We start from the raw sequence: 22,206 nt of genomic DNA, 5'->3' as shown, positions 1-22,206 counted from the left end.
GCGTCTGCCTGCCGGACGTCTTCACCCCGCGCGTCCGCGGTCCCGCCGGCGGTACTCTACGTCTGCTACATTCGGACGGTGACTGGCACATTTGGGGCAGCAAGGGGGCCAATCGGCGGAGCCGAGAAACTGCGCCGCGACATCCAGCGACGCATCGCGCGGTACTGCGACCAGCAGGCCCTGTGGCCACCGGACGGCCGGCTGCTGGTGGCCGTGTCCGGCGGGCCCGATTCCAGCGCGATGCTGCTCGCGCTTGCCGCGCTCGCCAGCCGCAGGAAGCTAGAGCTCATCGCCGCCTACTTCGACCACCGTCTCCGGGGCGCCAGGGCCTCCCGGACTGAGCTGAGGGCGGTCGGGGAGCTCGCGCGTCGCTGCGGGGTCGAGCTTGTCAGCGGCGGCGGAGACGTGGCGCGACTGCAGCGGGAGCAGCGCCTGACGCTGGAGGAAGCAGCACGCCGGGCACGGTACGATTTCCTGGCGTCCGTCGCCGAGGGACGAGGCGTGGCGACCGTGGCCGTGGGGCACACGCTGGACGACCAGGCTGAGACGGTGCTCATGCACATCCTGCGCGGCTCCGGACTTACGGGCCTCGGCGGCATGCATCCGCGGTCGCGCTGGCCATCGGGCGGGCATGATGGCCTCACGCTCGTGCGCCCGCTGTTAGGACTGCGCCGGCAGGAAACGGAGGCCTACTGTCGCGCATCCGGCTGGCAGCCGGTCGAAGACGCCAGCAACCGCTCCCGCGCCTTTCTGCGCAACCAGGTCCGCAACGACCTCATGCCGGAGCTGCGGCGCTACAACCCCCGCATCGAAGAGTCCCTGGCCCGCCTGGCTGACGCCGCGCGAGAGGACGAGGCCGCCCTCATGGAGCTTGCGGCGGAAGCCGTCGCGCCGTCCGGCGAGGGCATCGCGCTGGACCGTAGGCGCCTGCGTTCGATGCCCGCCGGAGTCCGGCGCCACGCGGTCCGCCTGGCGCTCTTGCGTCTTCTCGGTGACCTCCAGGGCTTCAACGAGCGCCACATCGTGGCTGTCGAGCGGGCTGCTACCGGCCCGGCCGGAGGCCGCCGGCTCGACCTGCCTCGCGGCGTCACGGCCGCGGCACGGGCCGGCGTCCTGATACTGCGAAGGGGCGGGACGCTGGCCAGGCCTCCCCTGCCGCCGGAGGGCGTTCGACTGTCTGTGCCGGGCGAAGCGAGGCTCGGTGGCCTCGTGGTAGCTGCCGGCGATCGGCCGCTCGCCGGGGCGATCGCCAGTGTGCGGGCCGACGCCGCGGCGCTGGGCCCGGAGCTCTGCGTGCGCCGCTGGCGCGCCGGGGACCGCATGCAGCCGGCCGGCATGAGCGGCACGAAGAAGGTGCAGGACATCTTCGTTGATGCGCGCGTCCCGAGGGATGAGCGCGCGGCCATCCCCGTCTTCGAGGGCGCGGGCGGCATCGCCTGGTTGGGCGGCCTGAGGCTCGCGGAGTGGGCGAAGCCGCGCGAAGGCAGCCCTGCCGTCGTGCTGTCCTACGGGGCCGCCGAGAACTGAACTTCTGCGCGGGACGCCCTCGCCGGGGCAGGCAAGCTGACGGCGGCCAACAGGGCTCTCGCGCCCTGAAGGCCGATCTCCATTGCAGTCCCATATGTTAGAATCTACGGACGCTTGGGCCCGGAAACAGGGCCTGCCGGCGGGAGGAAGAACAGATTGGTGAATAACGCCACCGGAAACGGCGGTCGGAGGGGAGATACGGGCGAAGACGATTCGATGATGTCGATGGCGGCCTTGCTCGAGGCGGAGGAGCGATCCTCAATTCGCTCGTTGCGGAGAGGAGACGTCATCGAAGGCACGATTATCGCAATCAACCGCGATGCGGTGGTCGTTGATATTGGGTCAAAGTCTGAGGGTGTAATCCCTGCAAATGAAATGCACTCTCTCGGCGCGGAGCCCCTTCGCCGCGTCGAGATTGGTCAGAAGGTCGTAGCGTACGTACTGCAGCCGGAGACCCAGGAAGGCGACATCCTTCTCTCACTGGACAGAGCGCGCGGCGAGCATGGCTGGCGCCTCCTGCAGCAGCGGTTGGAGGACGGCGAGAGCTTCGAGGCCGAGGTCTCCGGCTACAACAAGGGCGGCCTGCTTGTAAATGTCGAGGGCGTCGCCGCCTTCGTGCCGCTCTCCCAGCTCGTGGGCTTCCGCCCGGACCGCAACGACGAGACGGGCAGTTCGCTGGCCCAGGCCGTAGGCAAGTCCCTGCGCCTCAAGGTCATCGAGCTGAACCGGCGCCGCAACCGCGTGATCCTTTCCGAGCGCGGCGCCCTCCAGGAGTGGCGCAGCCAGCAGAAAGACCGCCTGCTGTCTGAACTGCAGGAGGGCGAGGTCCGCCGCGGCCGCATCAGCTCCATCCGCAACTTCGGAGTCTTCGTCGACCTTGGCGGCGCCGATGGCCTGGTGCACCTGAACGAGCTCTCGTGGGACCGGGCCCGCCCGCCGGAGGAAATGTTCAAGGTCGGCGACGAGGTCGACGTCTACGTGATGAAGGTGGACGCCGACACGAAAAAGATTGCCCTGAGCATCCGCCGGGCGCAGCCTGAGCAATGGAAGGCAATTGTCGATAAATACCATGTAAACGACGTCGTGGCGGGCGTGATTACCAAGCTCGTCACCTTCGGCGCTTACGCAAGAATTGAAGGACCAGTAGAAGGGTTAATCCACATATCGGAGCTGGCAGACCGCCGGATCAACCACCCGAAAGAGGCAGTGAACGTGGGCGACATCGTCCCGCTGCGGGTGGTGCGGATCGAGCCGGACCGGCACCGCATCGGCCTTTCTTTCAAGCAGGCGCGCGAGCGCGGCGAGATGATGGGCTTCGAGTTCGGGCCGGACGGCGAGGTCACCTTTGTCCCCGAGCACATCCGGGAGCAGGTCCGGAGCGAGCTCGAGGCCGTGGCGGAGGAGACGGGCGACCGCTCGATCTTGCAGCGCTTCGACGCCCAGCAGTCCAGGCGCGCTGCCTCCTCGACTAATGGCACGCCGCGGCCCGCAGCCGAGAAGGCGCCCGCCCGGCAATTGGAGGACGAAGAGCCTCAGACGCAGATGGCGGCCGCGTTTGCGGCCTTGAAGCTGGACGAGAAGCTTGCCTCTGATACCCCGCCGGAGGACGCCTAAGCGGCTCGTTCAGAGTGCGGTTGGAGGAAACGCAGGCTTAACGAACGGGGTCTGTCCCAGGTTGGACTAGCTATTTGTCCCGTGCTAACCTGAATTCAGCAAGGGGGCGCTAGCAGCGTTATGGCAGACCGATTCGACAAGTTCACAGAGAGAGCGCGCCGCGTACTGACGCTGGCCCAGGAAGAGGCCCAGCGGTTCAATCACAACTTCATCGGGACTGAACACCTCCTCCTCGGGCTTGTTCGCGAGGGGGATGGCGTAGCAGCAAAGGTACTCAACAACCTTGGCGTCGAGCTGAGCAAGGTCCGCTCCGCCGTGGAGTTCATCATTGGCCGCGGCGAGAAGCAGGTCAACACGGAGATCGGGCTCACGCCTCGCGCCAAGAAGGTGATCGAGCTGGCCGTCGAAGAAGCGCGCCGGCTCAACCACAGCTACATCGGCACAGAGCACCTGCTGCTGGGCCTGGTCCGCGAGGGCGAGGGCATCGCCTTCGGGGTGCTGGAGTCGCTCGGCGTCAGCCTGGAGCGCGTGCGCACTGAGACGACTCGCATCCTTTCCCAGAGCATGCCGCAGAGCACGCCTGCTGGTGGCCGCGCCAGCACGCGCACGCCAACGGTCGACCAGCTGGGCATCGACCTGACAGCGATGGCGCGGGCCGGCAAGCTTGACCCCGTCGTGGGCCGAGACCGCGAGATCCAGCGCCTGATCCAGATCCTTTCGCGCCGGCAGAAGAACAACCCGATCCTCATCGGCGAGCCCGGTGTCGGCAAGACGGCGATCGTCGAAGGTCTGGCGCACCGCATCGTGGCCGGCGACGTGCCGGAGACCCTGCAGGGAAAGCGCTTGCTCACTCTCGACATCGGCTCGCTCGTCGCGGGCACGAAGTATCGCGGTGAGTTCGAAGAGCGCCTGAAGAAGGTGATCGACGAGATCAAGACCTCCGGCAATTGTGTCCTCTTCATCGACGAGATGCACATGCTCGTCGGGGCCGGCGCTGCTGAAGGTGCGGTCGACGCCGCCAACATACTGAAGCCGTCGCTCGCCCGGGGCGAGTTGCAGTGCATCGGGGCCACGACGAACGACGACTATCGCAAGCACATCGAGCGCGACTCGGCGCTCGAGCGGCGCCTGCAACCCATCCTCGTCGAAGAGCCCACGGTCGAGGAGACCATCGAGATCCTCAAGGGCATCCGCGAGCGGTACGAGGAGCACCACAAGCTGAAGATCACGGACGAGGCGTTGAAGGCCGCTGCCGAGCTGGCCGCGCGCTATGTCTCCGACCGCTTCCTCCCTGACAAGGCCATCGACCTCGTCGACGAGGCAGCGTCGCACGTCCGCATCCGCAAGAGCGCGACCCCGCCCTCCCTGCAGGAGGCGGTGCGCGGCCTGGAGAGCCTGCGACGCGAGAAGGACCAGGCGATCGCCGCGCAGCAGTACGAGTTCGCCGCGGAGCTGCGCGACCGTGAACTGAAGCTCCAGGACCGCATCGAGAAGATGGAAGAGGGCCTGGACGTCGAGCGCGGGTCCGTCCTTCCCGAGGTCACCGAGGAAGACATCGCCGAAGTTGTGGCGATGTGGACGGGCATCCCCGTCACGCGCATCGCCAGCGAGGAGTCGCAACGCCTGCTCCAGATGGAGGACGCGCTGCGCGCCAAGGTGGTCGGCCAGGACGAGGCGATCACGGCCATCACCAAGGCCGTCCGCCGCTCGCGCGCGGGCCTCAAGGACCCAAGGCGGCCTATCGGCGTCTTCCTGTTCCTCGGGCCTACGGGTGTGGGCAAGACCTACCTGCCGAAGGTGCTGGCCGAGTTCATGTTCGGCAGCCAGGACGCGATGGTGCGGCTCGACATGTCCGAGTTCATGGAGAAGCACAACGTGTCGCGGCTGGTCGGCGCCCCTCCGGGCTACATCGGCTACGACGACGGCGGCCAGCTGACGGACACCGTCCGGCGCAAGTCCTACTGCCTGATCCTGCTCGACGAGATCGAGAAGGCTCACCCGGACGTGTTCAACATGCTGCTGCAGGTCTTCGATGATGGCTCGCTGACCGACGCGAAGGGCCGCAAAGTGGACTTCCGCAATACGATCATCATCATGACCTCGAACGTCGGCTCTGACCTCATCCGCCGCGAGAGCGCCCTGGGCTTCTCGGTCAAGACTGAGGAGGCGAAGACGGCGGAGCAGCAGTACAAGCGCATGAAGGAGAAGGTGACGGACGAGCTGAAGCGCGTCTTCCGGCCCGAGTTCCTCAACCGGATCGACGCCCAGATCGTGTTCCACGCCCTGGCGCGGGAGCACATCCGCTCGATCGTCGACCTCCAGCTGCGCGAGGTGTCCAAGAACCTCCTGGTCAAGGGCATCAGCATGGAGGCGACGGACAGGGCGCGCGACTGGCTCGGCGAGAAGGGCTACGACCCGGTCTTCGGCGCCCGGCCGCTGCGCCGCGTGATCCAGAACGAGATCGAGGACCGCCTGTCCGAGGCGCTGCTCGAAGGGCGCTTCGGGCCCGGCGACACGGTCCTGATCGACGTATCGGACGCCGGGGAGGTCGTACTTACCAAGCAGGAGGCTCCGGCACTCGCCTCCAGCACCTAGCGTGCGATAGTGGCTAGCCCAACACTACTCCGGCCGGGCTCGGGGCAAGCCCGCTGTACGGAGAAGGAGTGAGGTTGAGCACCACGGCCATAGCGCCAACACGGACTGCCTCGGCGCTCGGATTGCGCCGGGGCAGTTTCGCGTCGTTGCGACGGCTTGCCGGCCACATGCCCTTGCTCGCCGTCTGTCTCATAGCCGTGGGCGTCAATCTGCCCACTCTGGACGACTACTTCCACGGGGACGACTACCTGGCCTTCATCGACCTCGCCACGGTGCCGACGCTGCAGCACCTCGGTGAGGTGCTGACCTTCCAGGACACGAACGTCTACTGGCGGCCGCTGGGCGAGGTCTACTACCTGGTGATGTGGGAGAGCTTCGGCCTGAACGAGGTCGCCTACCACGTGGCTAGCCTCTCCTTCTTCGTCGCGACGCTCATCCTCCTCTATGCTTTCTGCCTGCAGGCCGGCTTCGGGCGTGGCGTAGCGCTCGTCGCCTGTGCCTTCCTCACGCTGTTCCCGAACCACGTTGTCAGCGTCTCCTGGATTACGAACGCGCCGCGCCTGATGGCGGTGCTGTTCGCTCTGGCATCGCTGGTCGTGCTGCAGCGCGCGATGGCGGGAAAGAGCTGGAGGCTCGAGGCGGCCTCCTTCCTCCTCTTCGTACTCGCCGGCCTCTCGGATGAGGTCGCTCTCGCCCTCGCTCCCCTCGCGCCGCTATACGGCTTAGCCTTTGACGGAGAAGCTGGCGGCAGGATCAAGAGGGCGCTCCTGCGAGGCCTGCCTTACGTCCTGCTCCTGCTGCTCCTGACGCCCCTACAGTTCATCGGTACGAAGAATGACCCGGGGTTCGAACGGATCCAGTTCGGGCCGCAGATGCCTGAGCATCTGTGGGCGCTGACCTCGAAGCTGGTCTGGCCGGCGAAGGACGGCATCGGGTTCGGGCAGATCACGCCTGACCAGTGGGCGGCCGGCGCGGTTGCTCTGGGCGTTTTCGGCATTGCGCTCATCACCGGCACCAACAGGCTGCGCTTTCTCGTGGTCTGGGTGCTCCTTGGCCTGGCGCCCTTCACTCTCTGGACCGCGCCGCTGGCGCCTGCGCGCTATCTCTATCTCGCGGCGGTGCCGTTTGCCATCATCGTCGCCTGGGCTACGGTGCGGGGCGTGGAGGTCTTGAAGGGGACCCTTCCCGGCACCCTCGTTGCCCGCAACCTCCCCGCTTCGTCCGTTGTGGTCGCGGCGACCGCCGTGGTCCTGGTGTTTCTCGCCAGCGTTGGCGCCTCCATCACGCAGGAGCGCGACCGCGCCTTTGCGCGCGATACCGAGACTTACCGCATCCTGGCGCGGGGCCTCAAGGAGGCCGCGCCAGAAGTCCCGCCCGGCGCTCGCATCGTGATCTACTACGGTATCTGGAACACGTTCTATATCTGGCCGGACGCCGTCGCGAAGACCATCTATCGCGACCGGGAAGTGCGCGTGGTGAACGTGGCCCGCGGCCAGGTGGACGGCGCCGCGCCGGGCCGGAGCGGCAAGGACGTGGTCCTCTTCTATACCGGCCGCGGGTTCATCCGCGCCGCGCCGGTATCGGCGGCAGGCTCTGCGCTGCCCTAGACGCGCGCCTTCTCGCCCCCTCCTCCCCGGTATGAAGGTGGCGCCGCTCCTTTAGCCATTAGCCATTAGACGGCGCTGAAACGGCGCCGCGGCCTCCCTTCCGGCGCCTGTTACGCGGCGTGCTCGATAGTCGAGTCGAGAACCCGCAGGGAGGTGGCCCATGCTGCGCAGCTTCAAGGACACGCAGGGCATAGCCATTCAGGCAACAGACGGCGAGATCGGCAAGGTCCGCGATGTGTTCTTCGACGCGGAGCAGTGGACGGTGCGCTACTTCGTGATCGACACGGGACCATGGCTCCTGGGACGCAAGGTCCTCATCGCCCCGGTGGCCGTGCGCGGCCTGGATTGGGAATGCCGAACCCTTGACGTGCAGCTGACGAAGCAGCAGGTGAAGGACAGCCCGGATATCGACACCGACAGGCCCGTGTCCCGTCAGGCCGAGATCGCCTACCACGACTACTACCGCTGGCCCTACTACTGGGGTGGCGGAGGCCTGATCGGCACAGGAGCTTATGTCGGCGTCGCCCCTGAAGCGTACCTCGAGGGCAAGGCGGAGCCGGAGGCGCTGCCGGGTACGCCAGCGGATGTGGCCTCTCAGGGCGACCCGAACCTTCACAGCGCCCGAGAAGTGGCCGGTTACAAGATCGGCGCAACGGACGACAGCTTCGGAAGCGTCGATGACTTCCTTATCGATGACGAGGCGTGGCTGATCCGCTACCTGGTGCTCGATAGCGGTGGGTTCCTCCAGAGCGGTCAGAAATACCTGGTCGGCGTCCCCTGGATCGAGTACGTAAGCTGGGCGGACCGTAAGGTCCACGTGGACCTGCCGCGGGCCAAGATCGAGGCCGCGCCCGTGTACACCCCGGACCTGCGTCTGGACAGGGAGTACGAGGAGAGGTTGCACGCCCACTACGGGCTGCCGGAGTACTGGCGCGAACCCTCGCCGCGGCGGGAATAGGCCCCATCTAGCCCGCGAGAGTAAAGCGGCGCGGCGTGCCGTGAAGCGCCAGAGAGTCCTCCTGACCTTCGTCCTGCACGCCGAGGTCTTCTAGTTGTCGCTTGAGCCAGCCGCTCAGCTGGTGGTCGAGGACAACGCCCCGCAGGGCATCCGCTCTCCGCCGCCGTTCGTCGGCGTCCATGCCGAGGGCCTCGTTTAGGGCTGCCGCAGTCCCCGCGACGTCCCCTGGTTCGACCCCCAGCGCGCCCGGCGCTAGATCACGGTAGGAGCCGGCGCTGCGAGATAGCACCAGCACTCCGTCGCGTTCGTTCAGCACCGCGCCCTCCTTTGACACGAGGTTCATGCCGTCGGCGAGCGAGTTGACCAGCAGGACATCGTAGAAGCGCAAGGCGGTGAGGGCGCGCAGGCGGTCCTGCCCGATGAACAGCCTGACCGGCTGCCATGAAGGCGTGCCGAATGTAGCGTTGACTTCTTCCGCTTCGGCGACCACCCGGGCGGTGTAGCCCGCGTATTCCGGAATTGAGGCCCGCGAAGGCTGAAGGAAAGCAAGAAAGCGCACGCGGCCGCGGTACTCGGGATGGCGTTGGAGCAAGTGGCCAAACGCCTCGAACCCGGCGACGATGTTCTTCGCCGGGTCCAGGCGGTCTACACGGACGATCGTCTTTGGCCCGAGTTCGGGCAGGAGCGCCGCGGCAGCGCACTGCGCCGCTGGCGAGAAGAGGCGCCGGTGCAGGTCCACGGCGTCGACGGATATCGGGTTCGCCCAGACGCGCGTTTCACGTTCCTTGCCCTTCACCACCCCCCTGCGGAAGTCGACGCGGAAGTCTGGAAGGAGCTCGTCGCAGGTCGCGAGGAAGTTCTCGACGTTCTCGGGGGTCTGAAAGACCACGCGGTCGTTGGCGAGGAGGCCGCGGCAAATCGAGTCCGGGATCTTGCGCGGCAGCCGCATCCACTCCGCCGGGTCGGGCCAGGGGACGTGCACGAAGTGCTGAAGGAACGCCCTGGGCTGAAGGTTCCGCACGAAGAGCGGCGCGACGTAGAAGTGGTAGTCGTGGAACATGACCCTGTCTACGCGGCGGCGCAGGGCTTCAGCGACGCGCTCCGCGACAAGCTGGTTGACGGGCAGATAGCCGAGCTGCCAGGCGTGCAGGGCCTTCAGGCCCGTGTTCTTGCCCTGCAACTGGTCCCAGATCCCGTGCTGGAGAAACCAGAGCAGAGGATTGCAGAAGGCGTTGTAGAAGAGCTCATAGGCCTGCGCCGGCGGCGCCACGTATGAGAGGCGGCTGGCATTCCCGAGCTTTACCCGCTGGCCGCGGAGTGCGAGGGCGGCGTCTTCCTCGCTGCCCGCGCAGGCGAGCCAGTCGACGTCTACGGCCTCGGCCACAGCAGAGAGGGCAGTAGCCACGCCGCCGTCCGTTGCCCGCCGGACAAGGGCGCCGGCAGTGTCGCGCTCGTGCACGATGGGGGCACGGTTGCTGACCATCAGGATGCGTTGAGGCCGCTGCCTGACACACTCCTGGGTGACGCCGGCTGCACCGATCGAGACGCCTTTCATACTCCCCTCCTGTCTTCAGCCCGCGACTGGCATCATGCTGTAGCGCCCCTATCAACGCGCGTACAGGGCGCGCTTTCCGCATTGCAAACTGATGCATTCCAGCGCTTGTGCCGCGCTCTTGGAAGTGAGTTCAGGGACGGCATTCGTTATGGAAAGCGGGCGCGATTCGATGACCAAACGGGATGGAGATTCGCGGCCGAATCGCGGGCCGAATACGTTCCCAGGTTAGAGAAAGACAATAGTTATACCGCCGGCGTCAGAAGTGATTCGAATCCTGAGATTCCCCGCGAGAATGAGTTGACACGCGAAACGACAACCTCCCGCCTAACGGAAGGAGCAACCATGCAGAGCACCGTGCGGAGGCCGAACCTCCTGATGCGCGCCTGTCCTCGTTGCGGGGGCGACCTGTACCGGGACCTGCTCGAGACCGACGAGGAGTTCGTTTGCCTGCAATGCGGGCGGCGCGCCGGCCGCACGCCGATAGATGCGGCCCAGCGCGTGCCGCGCAGCGTGCGGCGCGTGGCCTGACGGGCCCGAGAGGTCAGACTGAGGCGCCGCGTTCCCGCAAGAGGGCGGCGAAACCTTCTTCGTCCAGGACCGTGATGCCGTACTCTTCGGCTTTGGCCAGCTTCGAGCCCGGGTTCTCGCCTGCGACGACGTAGTCGGTCTTCTTCGTGACGCTCGAGCCGACGTTGCCGCCGAGCCGGCGGATCAGGGACTCGACTTCGTTGCGGCTCCAGCGCTGCAGGCTGCCGGTGACGACGATGGTCAGGCCCTTCAGCGGCCCTTCCCTCGCTGCCGGGGCGGAGCCGACCATCCGTACACCGGCCGCCTTCATCTTCTCGATGACGGCTAGGTTGCGCTCGTCATGGAAGTACTCGTAGACACTGTAGGCTGTCTTCGGCCCAATCGTTGGCACCGACATGAGGTCGTCCACGGAGGCCGAGGCGATGGCGTCGATGCTCCCGAAGTGCTCCGCCAGCAGGTCTGCCGTTTCCCAGCCGACGTGGCGGATCCCGAGGCCGAAAAGGATCCGGGTGAGCGAGGCTGTCTTGGCCTTCTCGATGTTCGCCAGCAGCTTGCGCGCGCTCTTCTCTCCCATCCGCTCGAGTTGCATGAGGTCTTCGAGCGTCAGGTAGAAGACGTCGCCCAGGTCTTTCACCAGGCCGGTGCGCAGCAGCTGGTCGCAGAGCGCCTCCCCCATTCCCTCGATTTCCAGCGCCTGGGCGAAGTGGACCAGGAGCCGGAATATCTGCGCCGGACAGGAGCGGTTAGGGCAGTAGCTCATCGCCTCGCCGGGCGGGCGGACCACGGGCGTGCCGCACGCGGGGCAGTTCTTCGGCATCTCGAAGACCTTTTCCTCACCCGTACGCCGGCTTACGACCGGTCCGACTACCTGCGGGATCACGTCGCCGGCGCGCTGCACGATCACGATGTCGCCGATGCGGATGTCCTTGCGGCGGATGTCGTCCTCGTTGTGCAGTGTCGCCAGCTTCACGGTGGCGTGGGCGACGACGACCGGCTCGAGGACCGCAAAGGGATTCAGGCTGCCGGTGCGACCGACGTTGATCTCGATGCTCTTCAGTCGTGTCGTCGCCTGCGTCGCCGGGAACTTGTATGCGATGGCCCAGCGGGGCTCGCGGCCGACGAAACCCATTGCGCGCTGGAGCCCGATGTCATCGACCTTGACCACCATGCCGTCGATCTCGTAGTCGAGTGAATCGCGCTTTTCCTCCCACTCGCGGATGTAACCGAGGGCCTCGTCGGCGCCGGAGACGAGGCGGGCGTGCGGGTTGGTCTTGAAGCCAAGGCTCCGGAGCCACTGCAGGGTCTCCCAGTGAGAGGACGGCGTCTCGCCGTCCTCTGCCCAGCCGAGCTGGTAGATGAAGATGTCGAGCGGCCGCGAGGCCGTGATCGATGGGTCCTGCTGGCGCAAAGACCCGGCGGCGGAGTTGCGTGGACTTGCGAAGAGCGGGAGCTCCGCCTGTCCGCGTTCGCGGCGTCGCTCGTTCTCCCGCGCCCGTTCGTCGTTGAGGCGCTGGAAGCCGGACCGGGTCATGTAGACTTCGCCCCTGACCTCGAAGCGCTTCGGGAAGCTGCCCTTCAGGGTCAGCGGGATGCTGCGGATAGTGCGCAGGTTCTGAGTCACGTTCTCACCCACCAACCCGTTGCCGCGGGTCGCCCCCTGCACGAAGACGCCGCCCTCATAGACCAGGGCGACGGCAAGGCCATCGATCTTCGGCTCGCAGACCAGCGCGAGGGGGTCTCGCTCGGCGAGGGCGGTCGCGCGCCTGTACCAGGCGCGGAACTCCTCTTCGTTGAAGGCGTTCGCGAGGCTGAGCAACGGGACCCTGTGCTCAACGACGCCGAAGGCCTCCACCGGCTGGCCGCTGACTCGCTGGGTGGGCGAATCAGGCGTTATCAGCTCCGGGTACTGTTCCTCCAGCTGCCGCAGCTCGCGCATGAGCGCGTCGTATTCGGCGTCGCTTATCTCTGGCTGGTCGAGGACGTAGTACCGGTAGTCGTGGTAGTTGATCTGTGAGCGCAGCTCCTCGACTCGGAGCTTGGCTTCCTGCGCGGACCGTTCCGAGGCGGTGGCTTCCGTCACCCTCTGAGTATACCGAACAGGCGTGCGACCATCACGGCTGCCGGGGTCAGGTGAATGGGCCGCATCGAGCCCGATCCACGCGCCACTGACCGGCCGGGCTGAACACCGGCGTGACGTTGGGCCGGGCCGGGGTTGCGGCCCATTCTCGTAATTATGCAATGCTTAGCAGGCCTGTCCAGAGCTTAATGGAAGGCCACCTACGGACAAACGGCCTGCAGGCGAGACGCCGCGGCGGGAGTGACGCGAACCGCGCCCAACGTCATCACCATCGCATTGGTGTTCGCGCTGCCGATGATCCCCTTGAAGTGGTTCGACTCGTCCTACTCCTGGCCGTGATCGCCGTTGCTGGATGCTCGCCCTGGCAGGGCGAAGAAGGCGCGCGGCTGAGCCCCGAGCAGCTACGAGCGATGGCTCTGCCGCTTTCGGAGTTCGGCCCGGCGTATGCCTCGGCCCGGATAGCCCCGGACGCGGGCGAGCAGGACGCTGTCGCCATCATCGCCTTGTCGGCGGACCCGCCGGACGAGGCGGAGGACGTCCAGCGCTTCGGCAAGGTGCTCCGATACCTCGCCTCGTTTACCTCGGACGAGGCTATCGTCCGGGCGCGTGGGGCCTTCTCCTTCGGCAGCTCCGTGACCCTGTATCGCAGCGAGGAGGGCGCGTCCGGGGACCTGGCCGATCACCTCGCGGACTTGAAGCGCCAGGTCTCAGGCACCACAGACCTCGGCACCCTGCACTCCTTCGCGGAATTCGAGGTGCCGTCCGGCAAGCGGGGCTACGGCGTCAGCGTCCGGCTCCTGGCGCAGGCGGAGACCTTCGGCTTCAGCCGCCCGGCGACCGTGACCGTGACCATGGCCGGCTTCCAGAGAGGCCCCGTAGTGGGCCAGGTCGTGGTGATGCGCTTCGGGGCCGATGACGTGAGGGCGGAAGTCCGCGAGTTGGCCCGGCGCCTCGACCGCCGCGTCGCCGCAGTCCTCGCCGGCAAGACTCCCGAGCCGGACGGGCTTCCGGGGCCCGGGCCGCTCCCGTCCAGCGTCCGCTGATCTTGCCTGGCGGCGAACAGACTGGCAGCATACATGCCTGCATGCCTCGGCTGGCTGTTTTCGTCGACGACGGCGGTGTGATGAACGACAACAAGCTACGACACCACGAATGGGTGCGGCTGGTCGGCGAGTTCTTTCCGCCCCGCCTCGGCGGCAGCGCCTCCGACTGGTCGATGGCCAACTCGAAGCTCGTGGCGGGGCTATGGGACCGCCTGCTTGCCGATCAGGCCCGTAAGGGGCTGGTGGACACCTATCACGCCTGGTCCCGCCGCTACCAGCTCGACTGGCTGGCCGCGATGGCTGGCGAGGTGGGCGTACCCCTGCCGGAGGACGAGGAGGAAGCGCTGGCGATCGCCATCGCAGCAGCTGAGTACGTGACCTCACGCTGCCGCTCCGGGTTCGCCGATGCGCCCGCGGCGGTCCGGCGCCTGGCGGCATCTGGCCATGCCCTCCATACGGCTTCGGGCGAAGAGTCGCGCGAGCTGCACGGCTACCTGACCGGCATGGGTCTGCGAGATTACTTCGGGCACCTGTTTGGCCCCGACCTGGTCAACGCCTTCAAGGCCGGTCCCGTCTACTACGGCAGGGCCTTCGCCTACGCAGGCCTGGAAGCGGGCGCCTGTGTCGTAGTCGATGACTCGCCAGAAGCGCTCGCCTGGGCGGCGGAGGCGGGGGCGCACACCGTCCTGGTGGACCGCGATGGCACGCGGCGCTCCCGCTTCGCTGGCTACGCCATCGCCAGCCTCGAGGAGCTGCCGGCGCTGGTCGAAGAGCTGGAGGCCACAAGGCCATGAAGGTCTTCGTCCGCCCGGCTCGCGCCGAGGACATGCCAGCCGTGCTGGCCATCTACAACTACGAGGTGGCGAACGGCGTCGCCACGTTCGACACTGAGCCGCGGTCGCTCGAAGTCCAGATGGCATGGCTCGAAAGTCACCGGGACCCCTATTGCGCCCTCGTTGCTGTCGACGGCGAGGAGGTCGTGGGCTTCGGATGTCTCTCGCGTTACCACGAGCGCCCGGCTTATGGCCTTTCGGTCGAAGACACGGTCTACGTGCATCAGGACCGCCGCCGCCAGGGCATTGGCCGCCTCCTCCTGGAGGCGCTCATTGCCGAGGGCCGCGCGAGGCATTTCCACACGATACTCGGCCGCATCACGGGCGAGAACCGGCCCAGCATCGAGCTTCATGCGCAGCTTGGCTTCGTAGAGGCGGGCCGCGAGCGTGAAGTAGGCCGCAAGTTCGGCCGCTGGCTGGACGTCGTGACGATGCAGCTGATGCTCGATTGACGGCCCCGCGGGCGGCGCGATGCCGGGAGTCCGGCGCCGGCGGCTGTTAGAATCAGATCAGCCATGAAGCAGGTCGTCATCGTCGACTACGGGGCGGGGAACCTGCGGAGCGTCGCGCGCGCGGTCGCGCACCAGGGCTATGAGCCCCTCGTGAGCTGTGAGGCGCGCGCCGTCGACCGCGCCGAAGCGCTCATCGTCCCGGGCGTGGGCGCGGCGGCCGACACGATGCGCAACCTGAAGCAGGGCGGCCTGGTGCAGCCAATCCGCGAGTACATTGACAGCGGCCGTCCGTTCCTCGGCGTCTGCATGGGCCAGCAGGCGCTGCTTTCGGTGAGCGAAGAAGGCGGCGAGCACCGCTGCCTGGGCGTCATTCCCGGCCGGGTCAGGCGGCTCCCGTCCGGACAGAAGGTGCCGCACATGGGCTGGAACCAGGTGCAGCAGACCCGCGACCACCCCGTCTTCGACGGCATCCCGGACAACTCGTACTTCTACTTCGTCCACAGCTACTACCCTGATCCCGAGGACCGCTCCTGGGTAGCCGGCGAGACGGAGTATGGCGTGCGTTTCGCCAGCGTCCTCGCCCGCGACAACGTGGTGGCGACTCAGTTTCACCCGGAAAAGAGCGGCGACCTGGGTTTGCGCTTCTACGCCAACTTCTTGCGTATCGCGCTCGGGCCGCCGGAGTGATCCGAGCCCTATAATCGACCTGGAGTGACCAGCGGAAACCAGGGTGACAAGGACAGAGGCTTCGAGGGCATCGACATCGAGCTGCCATTCTTCGCCCTGCGGATGGGCCGCGGGCCGTGGGGCCGGGAGATGAAATACGAGGACGACGAGTACCGCAGGGCGAAGCGCAAGGTCCGCGCTCGACTCGGCTTCTATCGGCACCTGGCCACGTATGCCGCCATCGTTGGCACCCTGATGGTAATCGACCTTCTCGCCGGTGGCGGCCTCGGGTTCTCGCTCTGGATCGCCGGTATCTGGGGCGCTTTCGTGGTCTGGCAGGCCCTGAGCACCTTCGTCTTCCCGTCCCTCTGGAGCCGCGAGGCCGAGGAGAGGATGATCGAGGCCGAGCTGCGCAAGCAGCGCGGCGGCTGACCTCCGCGGTAGTCCTCTGGTGGAAGTGATCCCGGCCATCGACCTGCGTGGCGGCCGCTGCGTCCGGCTGTACCAGGGCGACTTCGGGCGCGAGACGGCGTACGGCGATGACCCGGCGGCGATGGCGCGCCGCTGGCAGGACGCCGGCGCGCGGCGGCTGCACGTGGTGGACCTGGACGGCGCCCGGAGTGGCGAGCAGGCCAACGCGGCCGCGGTGGAGGCGATCCTGTCCGCCGTCGACATCCCCGTCGAATTGGGTGGCGGGATCCGCAGCCTCGAAGCGATCGAGGCCTGGCTCAGCACCGGCGTCGACCGCGTGTACCTCGGCACGGCGGCCGTCGAGGACCCGGAGCTCCTGCGCGAAGCCTGCCTGCTCTATCCTGGCCGCGTCGGCGTCGGCGCGGACGCCCGCGACGGCCGCATCGCCGTGCGGGGCTGGGAGGACGGGAGCGGCCCTCCGGTCGATGACTTCGTCCGCGCCGTGGTCGAGGCCGGCGCAGCCTTCGTCAGCTACACGGACATCTCGCGCGACGGCACCCTTCTCGGGCCCGACTTCGAGGGCGTGCGCCGCCTTGCCGGCCTCGTGCCACCCGGGGTCGAGTTGATACTCGCCGGAGGTATCGGCTCCATCGAGCATATCCAGGAGGCGGCGGGCATACCGCGCCTCGACGGCGTGATCGTCGGCCGTGCCCTGTACGACGGCAGCCTCGACTTGCGCCAGGCCCTCGCCGCCGTCCACCATTGAGTCGGGCCTGTCCGCCGCCCGTGTCCCTGGCGGGCGCGAGGGCGAGGCGGGCGCAGGGCCCGAGAGATGCTCACCAAGCGCGTAATCCCCTGCTTCGATGTCGACCGCGGCCGCGTCGTGAAGGGTGTGTCGTTCGTCGAGTTGCGCGACGCCGGTGATCCGGTGGAGCTGGCGCCCCTGTACGACGCCGAGGGCGCGGATGAGCTCGTATTCCTCGACATAACCGCCTCCTCCGACGACCGCCGCACGACTTACGAGATGGTGGAGCGCACCGCCGACCGCGTCTTCATCCCCTTCACCGTCGGCGGCGGCGTCCGCAGCGAGGCCGACGCGCGCCTGCTCCTCGAACTGGGCGCCGACAAAGTGTCCTTCAACAGCGCCGCGGTAGCCGACCCTTACCTCGTGGCGCGCTCCGCCGAGCGCTTTGGTTCGCAGTGCATCGTGGTAGCCATCGACGCCAAGGCGGTCGGGGAGGGCAAGTGGGAGGTGTACACGCACGGAGGGCGGCGCCCCACTGGCCTGGATGCCGTCGAGTGGGCGAAGCGGGTGGTGGCACTGGGTGCCGGCGAGATCCTGCTGACGAGCATGGACACTGACGGCCACCTTGACGGGTACGACATCCCGCTGACGCGGGCAATATCGGAGGCCGTGGAGGTACCCGTGATCGCGTCAGGCGGGGCGGGCCATCCCCAGCACATGGTCGACGCCGTGCTGGAAGGCAAGGCGGACGCCGTGCTGGCCGCGAGCATCTTCCACTTCGGCACCTACAGGGTGCGGGAGGTGAAGGAGTACATGGCCGCGAGGGGACTGCCCGTCAGGCTGTAGCCATGCCTGACGCCGCCGGTGTTTTCTCGCCGTCTCGCGGCCACAAGCCCGCGCATGAATAGCCGGGCTGCGCTGCCCCTCACGATACAGCCGCCGCGTACGATGAGTCCTCCGCGGCCTATCGCCGCCGTCTCGGCTGCCTGCCGGATGGGTCGCGGATTCGTTGGGCGCCGGCCCGGCGGCTGATGCTGGCCGGTCGTAGGGAACCAACGTGGCTATTGCACGAACAACGTGCCGTGCATGTCAGGGTGGGCGTCGCAGCGGAAGTAGTACTGTCCCGGGCCGGGCGTCTCGAACTCGTAGGACTCGACCTTCTTGCCGCCCATGAGCGGGGTGGCGTAGACCTTCTCCTTCGCGCTCTTGTCGCGGTAAATGGCCACGTTGTGCAGGACGCCGCTATCTTCGTTCGAGAACGTCAGGCTGACGCCGGTCCGCGCCGGCGCGGCGAGCGCGCGCTGGTCGAACTTCATGCCCCTGGCTTTGAGGTGCAGGTCTGTGGTTGGTGGCCCCGGCGTCAGGTCGGCGGGCTGAGGACCGCCGCCGCCGCAAGCGGCAAGGATGAGGGCGATGGCGAGCGCAGGGAGCAGGCGGGGCACGTCAATTCCTCTATGGAGTCCTATCCAGGTTAACCAGGCCCATCTGTAGACGCCAGGAAGCACTCCTCAAGGGGCGGGCATCGCAGGTGCGCCCGGCGCCGGAGCCATGTCCGCCGGCAGAACGGGAGGTGGCGGCCGGCCGGCCGCGCGCTGCTCCGGCCCGCGCTCCAGCCGCTGCGCGATCAAGGACAGGCAGTACGCCGGGATGAAGTACATGATCGCCACCACGGTGAGGGTCTCGAGGGCATTGGCGTAGAGGGGGTTGTCGTAAATCAGCTTGCCCCTGCGCAGGAGCTCCGGGATGCTCAGGATGCTGGCCAGCGAGGTGTCCTTGAACAGCGTCACGAGCTGGCTCACGAGGCCAGGGGCCATGCGGCGCACGGCCATCGGAATGGCGACGTGGCGCATCGACTGCAGGTACGTGAGCCCCAGCGAGCGCGAAGCCTCGATGATACCCCGGGAGATCGACAGGATGCCGGCGCGCGTGATCTCCGCCACGACTGCGCTGTTGTAAAGCGTGAGCGCTATCACCACCGAGGGAATGGGAAGGATGTGCCCCTGGGCGTCGACGACCTCGCTGCCAAGAGGCAGGTTGCGGACCCAGGCAACCTCCAGACGCCCCGCACCGAAGAAGACGAAGAAGATGAGGAGCAGCAGCGGCGTCGCACGGAAGACCTCGACATAAGTAGCGGACGCAAGGGACACGGGCCGTATCGGCGCCAGGCGCCCCACCGCCATCGTTATGCCGATCACCAGGGCCAGAAAAATCGAGTAGCCGGCGATGCGCACGGTGAGCCAGAAGCCCTCCAGGAGGAAGCGCCAGATAGGCCAGTCGAGGAAGGGCTCAAAGCCCGCGCCGAGGATCATGCCGTGGCCCTCGCGACCCGGCGTTCGAGCCGGGCGGAGGCGTAGGCCAACGGGAGGGTCAGCGATAGGTACAGCACTCCGGCCACCGTAAACAGCTCGAACGTTTGGAAGTTTTGCTGCTGTATGCGGTCTGCCGCCCCCAGCAGCTCCGTCACGCCGATTGCCGAGACGACGGCGGTGTTTCGGAACAGGGCGCTGAAGATGCTGGTGAGAAGCGGAATGGCGATGCGAAAGGCCTGAGGGACCACGACATGGACCCGGGTCTGCATGTAGGTCAGCCCCAGGGCGCGCGCCGCCTCCGTCTGGCCGCGGTCGATCGACAAGAGGCCGCTGCGGAGAGCCTCTGTCGTGTAGGCCGTCGTGTACATCGTGAGGCCAATGAGCGCCGCCTCGAAAGGCGAGAGCAGCCATGTGACCTCTCCGATGACGGGCAAGTCGAAGCGAGGCAGGCGGGGCAGGGCGAAGAAGAGGAAGAAGAGCTGCACCAGCAGCGGCGTGTTACGAAACCACTCGACATAAGCCGTCGCCATGATACGCAGGGGCCGGGACTCTGACGTGCGCGCGAGCGCCAGGACGCCGCCGAGCGCGACGGACAGGGTCATCGCCGCGAGGGTGAGCACGATCGTCATGCGGTAGCCGCGCAGCAGCTCCGGGTAGTGCTGACGTATCTGGTCGATCACGCCGGCGATGAAGTCGATCTCTCTTCGCCCTCCCCCGGCCCGCGGTCAGCGCGGCCCTCCACCGGCCCTCGTGCAGGGCGAACAGGGCCGCGCCTCGGTTACGCCGGGGCTCCGTCCTAGCTCGAAGGCAGGTCCGCTTTCGCCTGGGCGGCGGCGGGCAGGCCTTCCACTCGGCCCAGGTACTGGTTGTAGATGCGCTCCCATCGGCCGTCGCGCAGCATCTCGTTGATCACGTCATCGACGAACTTCTGCATGTCCGTCTTGCCCTTCTTCATGCCGACGCCATAAGGCTCCTTGGTGAACTGACCGCCGACCAGCTTCAGGCTGTTGTCGTTCGCAGCGAAGCCGGCGAGCTGGATGTCATCCGTCGAGACCGCGTCGACGCGGCCGTCCTTCATAGCCTGCACGCAGGCCGAGATCGTCTGTAACGGCAGCAATTCCGCCTGAGGCGCCCGCTGCGCGACGTTCCGCTCGCTTGTCGAGCCGGCCTGGGCGCAGACGCGCTTGCCGTTGAGGTCGTTCACGCTGTTGATCGTCGTGTTGCTCTTTGGCACGAGGATGGACTGGCCGGCCTGGTAATAGGGGCGAGAGAACTCGATTTGCTGCTTGCGCTCCTCGGTAATCGTGAAGGTGGAGATTACGAGGTCGACCCTGTCTTCCTGGAGGAAGGGGATGCGGTTCGCCGTCACCGCTTCGACGAACTCGACCTGGTCTTCGCGCAGGCCGAGGGCCTTTGCTATCTCCTTCCCGAGGGCGACGTCGAAGCCGTCGACTCTGCGGGTGACGGGGTCCAACAGGCCGAATAGCGGGACGTCGTACTTAACACCGATGACCAGTCTGCCGCGCTGCTGGATCTGGGCCATGGTGGAGCCGGCAGGGAAACTCGGAGCTTGAGCTGCCGGCGTCGCACCTCGGCCGTCGCCGTCGTCACCGTCGCCGCAGGCAGCGGCGAAGAGGGCGAAGAGCGCGGCGAACGCTATCAGGGGGAGGGCTGGTAACCCTTTTTTCATCGTAAGCTCCTTCTCCTAGTGACTAAGGATTCTGCTCAGGAAGCGCCGGGTGCGCTCGCTCCTGGGCCGGCTGAAGACCTCGTCGGGCGTCCCTTCTTCCTCGATTACGCCCTCGGCCATGAACCAGACCCGGTCGGCGACTTCGCGGGCGAAGCCCATCTCGTGGCTCACGACGAGCATCGTCATGCCGGAGTGCGCGAGGTCGCGCATCACGTCCAGCACTTCCTTGATCATCTCCGGGTCGAGCGCCGAGGTCGGCTCGTCGAACAGCATTACTGCCGGTTCCATAGCTAGAGCCCTGGCGATCGCGACGCGTTGCTGCTGGCCACCGGAGAGCTGGGACGGGTAGGAGTCCGCCTTCTCGGGGATGCCGACGCGCTCCAGCAGCGCCCTGGCGCGGGCTTCGGCCACCGCGCGGCTCTCCTTGCGGACCTTGCGCGGCCCGAGGGTAATGTTGTCCAGCACGGTCATCTGTGGGAAAAGGTTGAAGGCCTGCTGCACCATGCCTACATGCGTGCGCAGCTCGTTGATGTTGGTTCTCTTGTCATGGACTGCAATGCCGTCGACGATGACCTGCCCCTTTTCTATGGTCTCGAGGCGGTTCACGGTGCGCAGGAGGGTGCTCTTGCCCGAGCCGGAGGGTCCGATGATCACCACCTTCTCGCGCTGCCACACCTGGTTCGTGATGCCGCGTAGCACCTCGTTGTGCCCGAAGCGCTTCCAGACATCGACAAACTGGATGCGCGGCTCACCGTGGCGAGTCGCCGGTCTGGCGCCGTTGCCCTCTGCTCGGGAAGTCACCACTTAGCGCCCGCCCAACCTGGATCAATACTGAGGCACGGATCGTCGCGGAAGTGTTGCGACTTGGCCTGACGCCATTAAGTCCGGCTTACTCCGCAGGCGTTCGGGCACACGCGTTGCCGCTCCCCGCACCGGGGGCCTGGCGTGGGGCGGTCAACAGGCCACGCGGACCAAAGCCGGCGAAGTCGGTCAGCCGGTGAGGGCTGGCGAGGCCGTCAGTCTTCCTCTTCGATTACTGGTTCTGGATGCGGTAGCGCTTAAGGAAGCGCTCGACGCGGCCCGCGGTGTCGACGATGCGCTGCTCGCCCGTGAAGTAGGGATGGCAGTTACTGCACACGTCCAGGTGGACGCTCTCCTTGGTGGAGCGCGTCTTCCAGGTGTTGCCGCAGGAGCAGGTGATCGTCGCTTCGACGTACTTGGGGTGGATGCCGCTCTTCATGCGAGCTACGACTCCGCCAGGGCGTACACGGAGACCTGCTTGCGCCGGCCTTTCGCGTACGGCTCGAACTTCACGCGGCCCTCGATGCGAGAGTAGATGGTGTAGTCCCGCCCAAGGCCGACGTTCTCGCCTGGATGGATGCGGGTGCCGCGCTGACGGACGATGATGGTGCCGGGCAGGACGGCCTCGCCGTCATAGCGCTTCACGCCCAGGCGCTTGGAGTTGCTGTCGCGGCCGTTCTTGGTGCTGCTGCCAGCTTTCTTGTGTGCCATCTCTAGCTTTCCTTAGCGTCGTCGGCGCTGTCGGCGGCAGCCGGCCTTGCCCTCCGCCGCGCGGGTGCGGCAGCCGGGGCGTTG

Annotated in this window: 22 protein-coding genes; 13 read left to right on the top strand and 9 right to left on the bottom strand. The window is 66.9% G+C overall.

Annotated features, from left to right (window positions below; genetic code table 11):
- Nucleotides 1-78: 78 nt before the first annotated feature.
- From tilS to VNN10_08165, 5 genes are all read left to right on the top strand, one after another.
- On the top strand, nt 79-1,527 hold the full coding sequence (gene tilS, locus VNN10_08185) for a tRNA lysidine(34) synthetase TilS (protein ID HXH21994.1): 1,449 nt from the start codon (nt 79-81) through the stop codon (nt 1,525-1,527).
- 216 nt (nt 1,528-1,743) lie between these two features.
- Entirely contained in the window at nt 1,744-3,141 is a 1,398-nt protein-coding gene (locus VNN10_08180) for a S1 RNA-binding domain-containing protein (GenBank protein HXH21993.1), read from the top strand.
- Between the two features lie 120 nt (nt 3,142-3,261).
- Entirely contained in the window at nt 3,262-5,736 is a 2,475-nt protein-coding gene (locus VNN10_08175; GenBank protein ID HXH21992.1) for an ATP-dependent Clp protease ATP-binding subunit, read from the top strand.
- 74 nt (nt 5,737-5,810) lie between these two features.
- The gene (locus VNN10_08170) at nt 5,811-7,343 is read left to right on the top strand and encodes a hypothetical protein (protein HXH21991.1); all 1,533 of its coding nucleotides are present in this window, start codon (nt 5,811-5,813) and stop codon (nt 7,341-7,343) included.
- Between the two features lie 160 nt (nt 7,344-7,503).
- The gene (locus VNN10_08165; protein HXH21990.1) at nt 7,504-8,301 is read left to right on the top strand and encodes a PRC-barrel domain-containing protein; all 798 of its coding nucleotides are present in this window, start codon (nt 7,504-7,506) and stop codon (nt 8,299-8,301) included.
- A 7-nt stretch (nt 8,302-8,308) separates the two neighbouring features.
- On the opposite strand, the gene VNN10_08160 is transcribed toward VNN10_08165, so the two are convergent.
- Nucleotides 8,309-9,856, bottom strand: coding sequence for a trehalose-6-phosphate synthase (locus VNN10_08160; GenBank protein ID HXH21989.1), 1,548 nt, complete (start codon nt 9,854-9,856; stop codon nt 8,309-8,311).
- Nucleotides 9,857-10,198: 342 nt separating this feature from the next.
- Here VNN10_08160 and VNN10_08155 point away from each other — a divergent pair, with 342 nt between their 5' ends.
- Entirely contained in the window at nt 10,199-10,384 is a 186-nt protein-coding gene (locus tag VNN10_08155; protein HXH21988.1) for a hypothetical protein, read from the top strand.
- Between the two features lie 13 nt (nt 10,385-10,397).
- Here the strand turns inward: VNN10_08155 and ligA are convergent, their stop codons facing one another.
- Nucleotides 10,398-12,464 (bottom strand): NAD-dependent DNA ligase LigA, encoded by a 2,067-nt coding sequence (gene ligA / locus VNN10_08150; protein HXH21987.1) that lies wholly within the window; start codon nt 12,462-12,464, stop codon nt 10,398-10,400.
- A gap of 305 nt (nt 12,465-12,769) precedes the next feature.
- Between ligA and VNN10_08145 the strand changes: the two genes are divergently transcribed.
- The 7 genes from VNN10_08145 (at nt 12,770) to hisF (ending at nt 17,457) form a co-directional block, all read left to right on the top strand.
- A complete protein-coding gene (locus VNN10_08145; GenBank protein HXH21986.1) occupies nt 12,770-13,504 on the top strand; it encodes a hypothetical protein in 735 nt (244 codons plus the stop codon).
- 41 nt (nt 13,505-13,545) lie between these two features.
- Nucleotides 13,546-14,298 carry an HAD family hydrolase gene (locus VNN10_08140; GenBank protein HXH21985.1) on the top strand — a complete coding sequence of 251 codons (753 nt, stop codon included), beginning with the start codon at nt 13,546-13,548 and terminating at the stop codon, nt 14,296-14,298.
- Nucleotides 14,295-14,789: a GNAT family N-acetyltransferase gene (locus VNN10_08135; protein HXH21984.1), complete on the top strand. Its 495-nt coding sequence runs from the start codon at nt 14,295-14,297 to the stop codon at nt 14,787-14,789. The genes VNN10_08140 and VNN10_08135 overlap by 4 nt, the downstream gene beginning before the upstream one ends.
- 63 nt (nt 14,790-14,852) lie before the next feature.
- The gene (gene hisH, locus VNN10_08130) at nt 14,853-15,476 is read left to right on the top strand and encodes an imidazole glycerol phosphate synthase subunit HisH (GenBank protein HXH21983.1); all 624 of its coding nucleotides are present in this window, start codon (nt 14,853-14,855) and stop codon (nt 15,474-15,476) included.
- Between the two features lie 24 nt (nt 15,477-15,500).
- Nucleotides 15,501-15,887, top strand: coding sequence for a 2TM domain-containing protein (locus VNN10_08125; protein ID HXH21982.1), 387 nt, complete (start codon nt 15,501-15,503; stop codon nt 15,885-15,887).
- 19 nt (nt 15,888-15,906) lie between these two features.
- Nucleotides 15,907-16,632 (top strand): 1-(5-phosphoribosyl)-5-[(5-phosphoribosylamino)methylideneamino]imidazole-4-carboxamide isomerase, encoded by a 726-nt coding sequence (gene hisA / locus VNN10_08120; protein HXH21981.1) that lies wholly within the window; start codon nt 15,907-15,909, stop codon nt 16,630-16,632.
- Nucleotides 16,633-16,698: 66 nt separating this feature from the next.
- Entirely contained in the window at nt 16,699-17,457 is a 759-nt protein-coding gene (gene hisF, locus VNN10_08115; GenBank protein ID HXH21980.1) for an imidazole glycerol phosphate synthase subunit HisF, read from the top strand.
- Nucleotides 17,458-17,672: 215 nt separating this feature from the next.
- On the opposite strand, the gene VNN10_08110 is transcribed toward hisF, so the two are convergent.
- The 7 genes from VNN10_08110 to rpmA form a co-directional block, all read right to left on the bottom strand.
- Nucleotides 17,673-18,053 carry a cupredoxin domain-containing protein gene (locus VNN10_08110; protein ID HXH21979.1) on the bottom strand — a complete coding sequence of 127 codons (381 nt, stop codon included), beginning with the start codon at nt 18,051-18,053 and terminating at the stop codon, nt 17,673-17,675.
- A gap of 66 nt (nt 18,054-18,119) precedes the next feature.
- Nucleotides 18,120-18,920, bottom strand: a complete 801-nt coding sequence (locus tag VNN10_08105) for an amino acid ABC transporter permease (GenBank protein HXH21978.1) — start codon at nt 18,918-18,920, stop codon at nt 18,120-18,122.
- Entirely contained in the window at nt 18,917-19,600 is a 684-nt protein-coding gene (locus VNN10_08100) for an amino acid ABC transporter permease (protein HXH21977.1), read from the bottom strand. The genes VNN10_08105 and VNN10_08100 overlap by 4 nt, the downstream gene beginning before the upstream one ends.
- Before the next feature lie 116 nt (nt 19,601-19,716).
- The gene (locus VNN10_08095) at nt 19,717-20,610 is read right to left on the bottom strand and encodes a glutamate ABC transporter substrate-binding protein (protein ID HXH21976.1); all 894 of its coding nucleotides are present in this window, start codon (nt 20,608-20,610) and stop codon (nt 19,717-19,719) included.
- Between the two features lie 15 nt (nt 20,611-20,625).
- Entirely contained in the window at nt 20,626-21,351 is a 726-nt protein-coding gene (locus VNN10_08090; protein ID HXH21975.1) for an amino acid ABC transporter ATP-binding protein, read from the bottom strand.
- A 292-nt stretch (nt 21,352-21,643) separates the two neighbouring features.
- Entirely contained in the window at nt 21,644-21,850 is a 207-nt protein-coding gene (rpmE, locus tag VNN10_08085; GenBank protein ID HXH21974.1) for a 50S ribosomal protein L31, read from the bottom strand.
- Nucleotides 21,851-21,855: 5 nt separating this feature from the next.
- A complete protein-coding gene (gene rpmA / locus VNN10_08080) occupies nt 21,856-22,122 on the bottom strand; it encodes a 50S ribosomal protein L27 (GenBank protein ID HXH21973.1) in 267 nt (88 codons plus the stop codon).
- Nucleotides 22,123-22,206: the final 84 nt, after the last annotated feature.

It is taken from the genome of Dehalococcoidia bacterium, assembly GCA_035574915.1.
Classification (GTDB): domain Bacteria; phylum Chloroflexota; class Dehalococcoidia; order DSTF01; family WHTK01; genus DATLYJ01.
This window is presented reverse-complemented; position numbering and strand designations above follow the sequence as displayed.

What these genes read in the sequence shown, in the direction of transcription:
- VNN10_08135 (HXH21984.1), top strand. Translation starts at nt 14,295, where the DNA reads ATGAAGGTCTTCGTCCGCCCGGCTCGCGCCGAGGACATGCCAGCCGTG.
- rpmA (HXH21973.1), bottom strand. Translation starts at nt 22,122, where the DNA reads ATGGCACACAAGAAAGCTGGCAGCAGCACCAAGAACGGCCGCGACAGC.
- VNN10_08175 (HXH21992.1), top strand. Translation starts at nt 3,262, where the DNA reads ATGGCAGACCGATTCGACAAGTTCACAGAGAGAGCGCGCCGCGTACTG.
- rpmE (HXH21974.1), bottom strand. Translation starts at nt 21,850, where the DNA reads ATGAAGAGCGGCATCCACCCCAAGTACGTCGAAGCGACGATCACCTGC.
- VNN10_08155 (HXH21988.1), top strand. Translation starts at nt 10,199, where the DNA reads ATGCAGAGCACCGTGCGGAGGCCGAACCTCCTGATGCGCGCCTGTCCT.
- VNN10_08165 (HXH21990.1), top strand. Translation starts at nt 7,504, where the DNA reads ATGCTGCGCAGCTTCAAGGACACGCAGGGCATAGCCATTCAGGCAACA.
- hisH (HXH21983.1), top strand. Translation starts at nt 14,853, where the DNA reads ATGAAGCAGGTCGTCATCGTCGACTACGGGGCGGGGAACCTGCGGAGC.
- VNN10_08140 (HXH21985.1), top strand. Translation starts at nt 13,546, where the DNA reads ATGCCTCGGCTGGCTGTTTTCGTCGACGACGGCGGTGTGATGAACGAC.
- VNN10_08105 (HXH21978.1), bottom strand. Translation starts at nt 18,920, where the DNA reads ATGATCCTCGGCGCGGGCTTTGAGCCCTTCCTCGACTGGCCTATCTGG.
- hisF (HXH21980.1), top strand. Translation starts at nt 16,699, where the DNA reads ATGCTCACCAAGCGCGTAATCCCCTGCTTCGATGTCGACCGCGGCCGC.
- VNN10_08180 (HXH21993.1), top strand. Translation starts at nt 1,744, where the DNA reads ATGATGTCGATGGCGGCCTTGCTCGAGGCGGAGGAGCGATCCTCAATT.
- VNN10_08095 (HXH21976.1), bottom strand. Translation starts at nt 20,610, where the DNA reads ATGAAAAAAGGGTTACCAGCCCTCCCCCTGATAGCGTTCGCCGCGCTC.
- VNN10_08160 (HXH21989.1), bottom strand. Translation starts at nt 9,856, where the DNA reads ATGAAAGGCGTCTCGATCGGTGCAGCCGGCGTCACCCAGGAGTGTGTC.